The following is a 10,018-nucleotide window of genomic DNA, read 5'->3' on the forward strand; positions in this document are numbered from 1 at the left end:
TCCCATGAAAGGGCAGGCCGGGTCCGCAAGGCCCGGGCGAGCAAATCACTCAGAATATAGAGTGTGTATGGTTTTGATGTCTGCCAAGGCCCGGCGCAAACAAAAGGAAGTCCCCTTCCCGACACCGGAGCAGGATCCCCGAATCCCTCGCCACGGGCTATGTTTGGCGCCCTGCACACAACCATCCCGGGAGGACGAGACATGAGCTTCGAAGGCAGTTGTCATTGCGGCGCAGTTTCCTTCACGGCCGAAGCCGACGCGCCGACCAGCGCCGTGAGCTGCAATTGCTCCTATTGCCGCCGCAAGGGCTCGCTCCTGGCCTTCCTGCCGGCCGAGGCGGTGACCATCTCCGCCGACCCGGCGAGACTCAAGACCTACCAGTTCAACAAGCACCGCATCGAACACCAGTTCTGCGCGACCTGCGGCACTCAGGCTTTTGCCAAGGCAAAGCGGCCCGACGGGGTTGCCATGGTGGCGATCAATCTGCGCTGCGTGCCGGCCATCGACCTCGATGCGCTCGAGATTCACAAATTCGACGGCGCGAGCACCTAGAGCAAAGCGCGTTCAAGCGTGAACGCTTATTTGTTCTAACTTCTTGTTCCCAAGCCAATCCAAAGGATTGGCTAAGGCGTCTTTGCGATTCTTGGTGATTCCGCCAGATCGCAAAACGCTTTAGCGCCAGCCCATCGCCCTCATGCCCTGGCAGACGCGGCAAGCGGCCCTCTTACGCGAAGACAGGCCCTACGCCTTCATGCCGGAGCGGCCGATTGCGCCAGTTCCTTGCTTCGACGCGCCCTGGCGTTTCGCGGCGAGACGGTCAATCCAGGCGTTTCCGGTTCGGGGGCCGGCCTCGACGACGGCGACGCAGAGAGCGGCCACCCTTCCCAGAAGTCCGCGGTGTGGGGCTCGTCGGCCTGGTCGAGCCAGTCGTCACGGTAGTAGTCCGCGAGCAAGGCATAGCGAATCTTGTCGGTCCGGTTCGTCGTCGGCGTGTGCAGCAGGCGATGATGCCACAGCACCAGGGTGCCGCGCGGCCCCGGCAGCATCACATGACGGCAACGGGCCTCCGCCTCCAGGCGCAAGGCTTCGACATTGTCGAGCAATTTGTAGGAAGCGCGACCGGCAAATGCCTTCGCCATGATGTAATGGCTCCCTTCCCAGACGCTGAAGGCGCCGCCATCCTCGGCAACGTCGTCGAGATAGAGGACGGCATTCACCTGGAAGGGATGGGCATCCATCCCGCCTTTGATCGTGTCGCTCGACTGCGGGGTCGGAAAGATCGGATAGAGGCCGCGCGTCGCATGGCGGCCGACGCAGCGTTCGCCGATCAGGCTGCGCACGGCCGACATCACCGGGCCGTTGCCATACATCATGCGGATCAGTTCGGGATGCCGGAACACATTGTCCTTGAACTTCAGCCGGCCGCGGCGTTTGGCGAGCGTGGCGGACCGGCAATCGTCCTCGATCTCACCGATCCAGGTCCTGGGATCGTCGCGGTCGAAATGGCTGTCGATCTGGCTCCATGTCAGGTTGATCGCCCAGTTCGTCCATTTGGCGTCCAGGTCTATCTGGACGGTGCAATAGCCCTTGTCGACGAATGAGTTCTTCTGAACTTCGCTTAGCATAGGCGCCCCCAAGCTCCTGCTTCAAATCAATTACGCACCGACCAGTTCGCCGATCCTGTCCTTCAGTTTGTTGTAGCGGCGGTTTTCGCTTGGCGTTGCCGGCTCCGCCTGTTCGAAGCTCTGCCTGGCGGCGACAAGGTCACCACGCGATAGATGCGCCTCGGCACAGAGGATATGGCCAAGGGCCGATTTGGGATTGTCGACCAGCGCAAGCTCGAGCAGTTCGAGCGCGCGCCCAACCGAGGATTGCGCCAACAAGGCGCGCGCCACATGGATCCGCGCCTGCGAGGCATGCTTGGGGAGAGCGCGCGACCAGCCACTCAGCGTGGTCTCCAGCGCGGCGACATCGCCATTGTTTCCTTCCGCCTCGACCCGAAGCGACCAGTAGCGGCTCGATCGCGCTTCCTCCAGCTTCGGATCATAGAGGATGTCCAGCGCCTCCCGGTTGCGCTTGAGCATCAACAGGGCACGCGCCTTCGCCATCTTGATCCGCTCGGAGCGGGCATCGGTCAGCGATGCGATCTCCAGCGCCTTGGTGGCCTGCTTCTGCTCGACCAGCCACTCGATGTGCTCGGTCGCAAAGGTCGGCGACTTCTCCGACCACTCGCCGAACTCGGAGAAGAAGCGCGCCGCCGAACTCGGATCACCCTTGCGCGCCTCGACGGCATGCAAATGAGCCGCCGATGCCCCGCCCGCCTCGATACTGGCCTGGGCGCTCTCCAGGCTGTCGCCGCCCACGCCGCCTGCGTCGAAATGCCGGACCAGGCGGTCGACATTATGAGCGATCAGCGTCTCGCTCACATGGGTAAAATCATTCATCCAGGCAATCTGCCGGTCGCTCTGGAGCACGGATTCATAGCTGGGGAAGTAGTGCACATTGTCGTAGCGCGCGACCATTTCCTCGGTGACCGTACGCAGGACGGACTTGCTGTAGCAATTTGCCACCATCACGTCCTCGGGACGGTGCGTAATTCCGAGCGCCACCGGCGATACGCTCATCAGGATGACCGCGTCGCTTCGCCCATATTTGCGCAGGAGGCCCAAGGCCCGGTCGCAATAATCCAGCGTCTCGTCATGAGAGAGCACGTGAAGTTCGAAGCGCTCGGGATAGCGGCGGACCAGCGGCGGTGGCGGCAAACTGTTGAGATAGGTAGCTGCCACATTGTCGTACCAGACTTCGACCAGGCCGAGCGTGACGATGATCAGCTTGCAGTCCTTGAAACTGCCATAGGCCTTGGTGATGGCCGAGCGTCGGCGCAGCACCGTCTCCCGGGGCGCGGGTTGCACATTGTGGGTGACGTGCAAGTCGAGCCATCTGCCGGAGCCATATTCGACGATGGCCTGCTCGGCATCGAACTGCAATTCCCCGGTGGCCCAGCCCAATTCGTTCCAGATGGACGGTGTGCTGAAATTGTTGAGCGCCCGAGGATGCACGCCCGCGAAGCTGCGATCGTCCATCAAATCCCGCATCGGCAGGCGATAGCCCGCGGTGGCAAGCCGGCCTTCCACATTGCGTGCAAAGCACGATCCAACGGTGAAGATCTTGTCACCCGGCTCCAGATCTAACTCAAAATCAAAATGCGGACTGGCAATCGGTTCCACTCGATTAGCAGCATTTCTCGACCCCCAGAAACTGTATTCATTCGCCTTACGAAGCTTGATTGCATCTACAGCAGACGATTTGTATAGCGGCACGGGACCTCTGATGATTTTGGTTGAACTGAGCTATGTTCTCCTGACTCGACGATTTCTATGAGTCCATGGAATGTTGCTCGGCGTCAAGAGACAGCTTTGTGACGATTTTGTGTCTGCCCGCGGGTGGCTTCCCGCCGCCGCCCCTGCACGCCACCGGCTCATATCGGCCATGGAACGCAGCCGATGGTTGCAGAACGACCTCCCCGGCGCGAAGCAGGGCGGCGCGTTTTTGCGTTCGAATCGCCGCCACTCAGTTCCCGGGAGGCCGCCACAATTCACTACGTTCGCGTTCCGTGCTGCGCAGCATGTCGAGGGCAATGCGAAGCTGGATGTCGTCGGTAGGATTGGGCGGCACATAGAGGGATGAGCCGCTCTCGTCCTTGAGGCCCGTTCCCCTGAGATGACCCGTCAGGCCTGCTTCGCCGGGTGTGGCATGGCCGAGGCCGGCACCGGTCGGATCCTGCTGCCGCACGGCGATGTCGGGCTCGATGCCCTGAGCCTGGATCGAGCGGCCGAGCGGGGTATAGTAGCGCGCCGTGGTCAGCACCAGGGCGCTGTCGTCGGGCAGGCGGGTCACCGTCTGGATCGAGCCCTTGCCGAAGGAGCGCGTACCCAGGATGGTGGCGCGCTTGAAGTCCTGCAGGGCACCGGCGACGATCTCCGCCGCCGAGGCGGTGCCGCCGTTGATCAGCACCACCAGCGGCACGCCGCCGGTGATGTCCTCGCCATGGGCGATATAGACCTTCGACTGGTCGGGCTCACGCCCGCGGATCGATAGCAGCACCCCTTTGCCGATGAAGGCCGCCGACACCATGATCGCCGGATCGAGCAAACCACCAGGATTGTTGCGCAGATCGAGAACGATGCCCTTCAAGGTGCCAGGCCGGAAGGCCGTCGGCAGGCGTTCCGCAACCCGCCTGAGGCTGTCGGGCGTCTGCTCGTTGAATTCCCGGATGCGGATATAGCCGACATCCTCACCCATCACCTCGAAGCGCACGCTCTCGGCCCGGATGATCTCGCGCATGAGCGTATAGGACAGCGGCACGGCATTGCCACGCCGCCGGATGGTCAGGGTGGCGGAACTGCCCACCGCTCCTTCCATGCGCTGCAGCATCGCTGCCGGGCTCAGCCCCCGGACGGTATCACCGTCCAGCTTGAGAATGATGTCTCCCGCCTTCAAGCCCGCCGTGGCGGCCGGCGTGGCATCCAGGACATGCTCCACCTTGACCAGGCCGCCCTGCACCTCGACCTCGAGGCCAAGCCCGACGCGCTTGCCGGCAAGCTCCTGCTGCATGTCGGACATGGCTTTGGGATCGACATAGCGCGAATGGGGGTCGAGCTTCGACATCATGCCGCCGATCGCACCCTGGATCAGCACGTCCGGTGCGGGCTTGTCGACATAGGTGGCGAGCACCCGCTGATAGATCGCAATGAAACGACCAAGCTCGTAAAGTTGCTCGCGAGTATCGTTGTCCGGGTTTTCAGGGTCCGGTTGTTGTTGAGCCCTGACCGGAACTGCAATCAAACCAAGAAGAAGAACAGCTATCGCAAGTGGACGCATGCGCATGGCGGCCTCCACTCTTCCAATGATTTCCAATTACATGGTGATGCGGCATCCAAATGTCAGTAGCACCGCCGAAAAATAGCTGCTGCGACACCAGCGCATTGGTGCCGGCCTGTATTTTCCGGCATAGAGACAGCCATGGCAGCCAGCATCCATATGAGCGAGCCTGAGGGCACCGCGATCAGCGAGGCGATGATCGAGCGCCTGGTCCACACCTTCTATGGCCGGGTGCGGCAGGACGATCTGATCGGGCCGATCTTCAATGCCAAGGTCGCCGATTGGGACGACCATCTCGCCAAGCTCTGCGCCTTCTGGTCATCGGTCATCCTGCGCAGCGGTCGCTATGACGGCCGACCGCTCCGGCCTCATCTGATGCTGCCGCTGGAAGGCCGGCATTTCGATCGCTGGCTCGATCTGTTCGAGCGCACCAGCCTCGATGTGCTGCCCCGCAATGCCGCCCTGCTCTTCATCGACCGCGCCCGCCGCATCGCCGACAGTTTCGAGATGTCGATCGGCACCCAGCACGGCGAGATCCGGCCGCCGCGGCACCAGGCGAGAAGGCTGCCGGCTTAAATAGCATTGCCGACCATGCTTGCTTCGCTCCCCTCGCAATGACGGCATCAGACTCACCTCCAACAAGCGTGGCGGCACGTCGCTCAAAAATCCCGGATGGCGCCTCTCTCGATTTTGCGGCATAGCAGGCGCAACCGAAAGAACCATCCATGCCCGCCAAACTGCTCGCCACCCTGATCGGCCTGATCGCCATCCTGCTCTGGTCCGTCCTCGCCCTGACCACCGCGCTCACTCACCGCATCCCATCCTTCGAACTGCTCGGGCTGACCTTCGCTGTAGCGACGCTGATGGGCGCGGCCTCCTGGCTGTTCCGCCCCGGCGCCACCGCGGCCCTGCGCCAGCCCTGGCCAGTCTGGGCGCTCGGCGTCGGTGGCCTGTTCGGCTATCACGCCGTCTATTTCGAGGCGCTCAAGCGGGCACCGCCGGCCGAGGCCAGCCTGATCGCCTATCTCTGGCCGTTGTTGATCGTGCTGTTCTCCGCGATGCTGCCTGGCGAGCGGCTGCGCTGGTATCATGTTGCGGGCGCTCTGCTCGGTTTTGCCGGCGTCCTGGCGCTCGCCCTCGCCAAGGGTGTTTCGGGCTTCGAGATGGCCAATGGCCCCGGCTATGCGCTGGCGCTCGCCTGCGCCTTCATCTGGTCCGGCTATTCGGTACTGTCGCGTCGCTTCAAGGCGGTGCCGACGGATGCGGTGGTCGGCTTTTGCGGGGTGACCTGCGTACTCGCCTTGGTCTGCCACGCCCTGTTCGAGACCACGATATGGCCCGATGCCTAGGAGTGGCTTGCCATCGTCGGGCTTGGCCTGGGACCGGTGGGCCTGGCCTTCTATGCCTGGGATCGCGGGGTCAAGCATGGCGACATCCGCCTGCTCGGCGTCGCTTCCTATGCCACGCCGGTGCTCTCGACGCTGATCCTGGTCGCCGTCGGCATCGCATCGCCGAGCCTGGCTCTGGCACTCGCCGTGCTGCTCATCGTCGGCGGGGCGCTCATCGCCTCACGCGACCAGCTTTTTCCCCCACGCAAACCGGCGGTGGAGGTATGAACCTCGGTTGGAATGCCGATCTCGCTCCATTACTTGACGGAGCCAAGGCGAGAGGATCGGCACTCCAGAGGCGCACTACCCCGCCGGCCTGCCGAGAAAACGCTCGATGATGGCGCTCGAAAGCCGCTTCGGGCGTTTGGTGGCCACATCCAGGCAGCACCAGCTCGACTTCACTTCGGCGAGCACTTCCTCGCCGCGTTTGATGATGATGCCGTAAAAGGCCTTCGCACCATGCACCTTCTCGAGAATGACGGTGGCGATCACATCGTCTTCGAGGAAGGCCGGCTTGCGATAGGTAATCTCATGACGCAGCGCCACCCAGGCATGCTTCTTCAGCGCCTCGGCAGGCGCCAGGCGCTCCCAATGGCTGATGATCGCCGCCTGCACCCATTTCAGGTAGCTGGCATTGTTGACATGGCCCATGAAGTCGATATCCGAGCGATCGATACCGACGGTATAATCATAGGGCATGACGTTCCGAAACATCGCTTCCGCGCCTCCGCGCCAAAATCGGCATATGGGGACGCCACTTCCGAAATGCAGCCCCCATACAGCCCAAGTGCCATTGAAGCAGCATAGCTTGGCACAAGCATGGCAGGGCGCCAATCCGTCCAATGGATCTACGCTGAACAGGGTGGGTCGGCGAAAGGTTCCCGGCTCGTCAGGCCCCGAACCCGGCAAAGGCCTGCGCCATGCGCAGATAGACCGGACGCTTGTGCGGCGTCACCAGGTCGGGCAGCCGCGCCAGCCTTTCCCAGCGCCAGCCGAAGAATTCCTGCGGCTCGCCGGTCGGCAGGTTGACGACGTCGATCTCGCTGTCCTGCCCCTCGAAGCGCAAGGCGGCCCAGCGCTGCTTCTGGCCGCGAAAGGGGGACAATTTGTGCGGTGGCCCGTCATAAGGCGGGAAATCATAGGGCCACCATTCCTCCGTCACCGCAAGCAGGGAAGCGCTGCGGACGTTGGTCTCCTCCCAGAGTTCGCGCTTGGCGGCCGCGACGATGTCCTCGCCCTCGTCGATGCCACCCTGCGGGCACTGCCATTCGAAGCCCGGCACGATCAGTTCCGGCCCGGAGGTCTCGGCGCGGCCGACCAGCACCAGCCCCTCGGCATTGAACAAAGCGATGCCGACATTCGGCCGATAGGGTCTGGTCTGGTCCATCACGCCACCAGATGCCGGAAGGCCGCCACCACCTCGTCGTAGACGCCGCGCTTGAACGGCACGATCAGGCCAGGCAAGGCGGTCAGATCTTCCCAGCGCCAATCCTCGAACTCGGCCTTGTGCTTGCCGCCAGCCGGCCTGAGCACGTCGATCTCGCTGTCGGGGCCGGTGAAGCGGAAGGCGAACCATTTCTGGGTCTGGCCGCGATAGCGCGCCGTCCAGCCGCCGCCGACGGCCTCGGCCGGCAGGTCGTAGGAATACCAGTCCGGCGCCTCGGCCAGAAAGGCGATCGAACGCACATTGGTCTCCTCATGGAGCTCGCGGATCGCCGCCTCGCGCGGGTCCTCGCCCTCGTCGATGCCGCCCTGCGGCATCTGCCATTCGAAGCTATCGGGCGCGCTGCCGGTGCGCGGTTTGCGGCGGCCAACGAAGACCTGGCCTTGCGCGTTGAACAGCGCCGCGCCGGCGCAAGGGCGGTAGGGAAGCTTGGAGCGGTCGGTCATTGCGGGCCCGGAATGTCGCAGATTGGGAATAGCAGCTCAGGACTTGGAGGCGGCCTCGATCGCAGGCAGCAACCTGGTCTTGAGGCTGTCCTCGCTCAGCGGGCCGACGATCTTGTCGACGATCTCCCCCTTGCCATTGACCACGAAGGTCTCCGGCACGCCATAGACGCCCCAGTCGATGGCGGAGCGGCCGTTCACGTCGACGCCGACAGCTGCATAGGGATTGCCGAAGGTGCCGAGATAGCGGCGCGCATTGTCGGGGTCGTCCTTGTAGTTGATCGCCACCAGGCGCCCCTTGCCGAGGCCGGCCAGCTTCATCAGCACCGGATGCTCGTCCCGGCAGGGGCCGCACCAGGAGGCGAAGATGTTGACCACGCTGACCCCACCCGATTTGAGATCGGCGGTGGCAAGGCCGGGGAGCGCCTTGCCATCCCGGACCAGTTCGGCCAGCGGCGGCAAGCTCATCTGCGGCACCGGCTTGCCGATCAAGGTGGAAGGCAGCGCCGAAGGGTCGCCGCCGGAGCGGAGCTGGTAGAAGAACAGGCCGGCGAGCGCCGCGAACACGATCAAGGGCAGAAACACCAGCGCACGGCGGCGCGGTGCCGGCGGCAGGGTCTGGCTGTTGCTCATGGCAATTGTCCGTCCGGCTTGGCGTCCCGGCGCGAGCGCCGACGAAGGCCCTGAGCTTCCAGGTCGGCCAAGGTTCTGTGCTGCGCCTTGTGATCCAGCACCACCCAGGCGATCAGCAGGACGATCACCGCGACGGCGAGGCCATAGGCCCAGACAATGAAGGCCCAATGCGGCCCGAGATCCATGCCGAACAGCACCATCTTACGCCTCCACCGGCAACGAGGCGGTCATGGCCGGGGTGACGCCGGCCGCAGCCATCAGGCGCATGGTGCGGATGCGGCGACGCAGGATCTCGTTGCGCATCGCCGTCAGATGCAGCGTGACGAACAGCAGGGTAAAGGCCAGCGCCATGTCGAGCAGCGGCCACAGCATGTTCCAGGAATAGATGGTGGAGCCGCCGATGCGGAACACCGAGGCGCCCTGGTGCAGGGTGTTCCACCACTCGACCGAAAACTTGATGATCGGAATGTTGATGGCCCCGACCAGCACCAGCACGGCCGAGATCCGCGCTGCCTTGCTGGGATCCTCGATGGCGTGCCACAGCGCCATCAGCGCCAGATACATCAGGAACAGCACCAGCACCGAGGTCAGGCGCGCATCCCAGACCCACCAGGTGCCCCACATCGGCTGGCCCCAGAGCGAACCGGTGATCAGGCAGAGCAAGGTGAAGGCGGCGCCGATCGGCATGGCCGCCTTCATCGCCACTTCGGCGAGGGGATGGCGCCAGACCAGCACGCCGAGCGCCGAAAGCGACATCGCGCCCCAGCCGGCCATGGCGAGCCAGGCGCAGGGCACGTGGATATACATGATCTTCACCGTGGCGCCCTGCTGGTAGTCGTCCGGCGCGAGGGCCGCGCCATAGAGACCGGCGGCGAACAGCAGCACCGTCGCCCCTGCCAGCCAGGGCAGGAGGCGGCCGGCAAGGCCCATGAACAGGGTGGGGTTGGCATATTTCCACATGGGCTTGTTTTACCCGCGCCGGCGCGGCGAAACAATGACGCAGGAAACACAAATATCCGAGAGCCGCGCGCGAAGGACTTCCCCGATCCATGAGGAAGTCCTGCGTCGGCCGGGGACGGGCCGCTGCCGATTTCTACAGGTCCGGCATTATCACGATGTACCGAGCGCCAGCTTTGTCATTGCCGGGCCCGTCCCACGGCTGTCCGGTTAAGTTTCAGTTCCATTGCAGCACCATCTGAGGTGACGGAGGAGGCGGTGGCGGCGGACCT

General features: G+C 63.7%; 11 protein-coding genes and 1 pseudogene. 3 read left to right on the plus strand and 9 right to left on the minus strand.

Annotation, left to right across the window (positions count from 1 at the left end):
* The first annotated feature begins 201 nt into the window (after positions 1-201).
* Positions 202-552: a GFA family protein gene (locus ABXS05_RS31780; protein ID WP_367626676.1), complete on the plus strand. Its 351-nt coding sequence runs from the start codon at positions 202-204 to the stop codon at positions 550-552.
* 197 nt (positions 553-749) lie between these two features.
* Here ABXS05_RS31780 and ABXS05_RS31785 read toward each other — a convergent pair whose 3' ends face one another.
* The 3 genes from ABXS05_RS31785 to ABXS05_RS31795 all read right to left on the minus strand — a co-directional run bounded on the left by ABXS05_RS31785 (position 750) and on the right by ABXS05_RS31795 (position 4,887).
* On the minus strand, positions 750-1,625 hold the full coding sequence (locus ABXS05_RS31785; RefSeq protein WP_367626677.1) for a phytanoyl-CoA dioxygenase family protein: 876 nt from the start codon (positions 1,623-1,625) through the stop codon (positions 750-752).
* Between the two features lie 30 nt (positions 1,626-1,655).
* Positions 1,656-3,320, minus strand: coding sequence for a GSCFA domain-containing protein (locus tag ABXS05_RS31790; protein ID WP_367626678.1), 1,665 nt, complete (start codon positions 3,318-3,320; stop codon positions 1,656-1,658).
* A gap of 250 nt (positions 3,321-3,570) precedes the next feature.
* Positions 3,571-4,887, minus strand: a complete 1,317-nt coding sequence (locus ABXS05_RS31795) for a S41 family peptidase (protein ID WP_367626679.1) — start codon at positions 4,885-4,887, stop codon at positions 3,571-3,573.
* Between the two features lie 135 nt (positions 4,888-5,022).
* On the opposite strand from ABXS05_RS31795, the gene ABXS05_RS31800 reads away from it, so the two are divergent.
* Both ABXS05_RS31800 and yddG read left to right on the plus strand, forming a co-directional pair.
* Positions 5,023-5,457 (plus strand): group III truncated hemoglobin, encoded by a 435-nt coding sequence (locus ABXS05_RS31800; RefSeq protein ID WP_367626681.1) that lies wholly within the window; start codon positions 5,023-5,025, stop codon positions 5,455-5,457.
* A gap of 149 nt (positions 5,458-5,606) precedes the next feature.
* Positions 5,607-6,497: pseudogene (gene yddG / locus ABXS05_RS31805) on the plus strand (aromatic amino acid exporter YddG).
* A gap of 75 nt (positions 6,498-6,572) precedes the next feature.
* On the opposite strand, the gene ABXS05_RS31810 reads toward yddG, so the two are convergent.
* The 6 genes from ABXS05_RS31810 to ABXS05_RS31835 form a co-directional block, all read right to left on the minus strand.
* On the minus strand, positions 6,573-6,983 hold the full coding sequence (locus ABXS05_RS31810) for an acyl-CoA thioesterase (RefSeq protein ID WP_311934589.1): 411 nt from the start codon (positions 6,981-6,983) through the stop codon (positions 6,573-6,575).
* Between the two features lie 175 nt (positions 6,984-7,158).
* The gene (locus ABXS05_RS31815) at positions 7,159-7,656 is read right to left on the minus strand and encodes an RNA pyrophosphohydrolase (protein WP_367626682.1); all 498 of its coding nucleotides are present in this window, start codon (positions 7,654-7,656) and stop codon (positions 7,159-7,161) included.
* Positions 7,656-8,159: an RNA pyrophosphohydrolase gene (locus tag ABXS05_RS31820; RefSeq protein WP_367626683.1), complete on the minus strand. Its 504-nt coding sequence runs from the start codon at positions 8,157-8,159 to the stop codon at positions 7,656-7,658. Before ABXS05_RS31820 ends, ABXS05_RS31815 begins: the two co-directional genes overlap by 1 nt.
* 36 nt (positions 8,160-8,195) lie before the next feature.
* The gene (locus ABXS05_RS31825) at positions 8,196-8,789 is read right to left on the minus strand and encodes a DsbE family thiol:disulfide interchange protein (protein ID WP_367626684.1); all 594 of its coding nucleotides are present in this window, start codon (positions 8,787-8,789) and stop codon (positions 8,196-8,198) included.
* A complete protein-coding gene (ccmD, locus tag ABXS05_RS31830) occupies positions 8,786-8,989 on the minus strand; it encodes a heme exporter protein CcmD (RefSeq protein WP_367626685.1) in 204 nt (67 codons plus the stop codon). Before ccmD ends, ABXS05_RS31825 begins: the two co-directional genes overlap by 4 nt.
* A 1-nt stretch (position 8,990) precedes the next feature.
* On the minus strand, positions 8,991-9,749 hold the full coding sequence (locus tag ABXS05_RS31835; RefSeq protein WP_367626686.1) for a heme ABC transporter permease: 759 nt from the start codon (positions 9,747-9,749) through the stop codon (positions 8,991-8,993).
* Between the last annotated feature and the right edge of the window lie 269 nt (positions 9,750-10,018).

Source organism: Labrys neptuniae, from assembly GCF_040797145.1.
Lineage (GTDB): Bacteria > Pseudomonadota > Alphaproteobacteria > Rhizobiales > Labraceae > Labrys > Labrys neptuniae.

What these genes read in the sequence shown, in the direction of transcription:
- ABXS05_RS31835 (WP_367626686.1), bottom strand. Translation starts at nt 9,749, where the DNA reads ATGTGGAAATATGCCAACCCCACCCTGTTCATGGGCCTTGCCGGCCGC.
- ABXS05_RS31820 (WP_367626683.1), bottom strand. Translation starts at nt 8,159, where the DNA reads ATGACCGACCGCTCCAAGCTTCCCTACCGCCCTTGCGCCGGCGCGGCG.
- ABXS05_RS31815 (WP_367626682.1), bottom strand. Translation starts at nt 7,656, where the DNA reads ATGGACCAGACCAGACCCTATCGGCCGAATGTCGGCATCGCTTTGTTC.
- ABXS05_RS31810 (WP_311934589.1), bottom strand. Translation starts at nt 6,983, where the DNA reads ATGTTTCGGAACGTCATGCCCTATGATTATACCGTCGGTATCGATCGC.
- ABXS05_RS31800 (WP_367626681.1), top strand. Translation starts at nt 5,023, where the DNA reads ATGGCAGCCAGCATCCATATGAGCGAGCCTGAGGGCACCGCGATCAGC.
- ABXS05_RS31780 (WP_367626676.1), top strand. Translation starts at nt 202, where the DNA reads ATGAGCTTCGAAGGCAGTTGTCATTGCGGCGCAGTTTCCTTCACGGCC.
- ABXS05_RS31795 (WP_367626679.1), bottom strand. Translation starts at nt 4,887, where the DNA reads ATGCGCATGCGTCCACTTGCGATAGCTGTTCTTCTTCTTGGTTTGATT.
- ABXS05_RS31825 (WP_367626684.1), bottom strand. Translation starts at nt 8,789, where the DNA reads ATGAGCAACAGCCAGACCCTGCCGCCGGCACCGCGCCGCCGTGCGCTG.
- ABXS05_RS31785 (WP_367626677.1), bottom strand. Translation starts at nt 1,625, where the DNA reads ATGCTAAGCGAAGTTCAGAAGAACTCATTCGTCGACAAGGGCTATTGC.
- ccmD (WP_367626685.1), bottom strand. Translation starts at nt 8,989, where the DNA reads ATGGTGCTGTTCGGCATGGATCTCGGGCCGCATTGGGCCTTCATTGTC.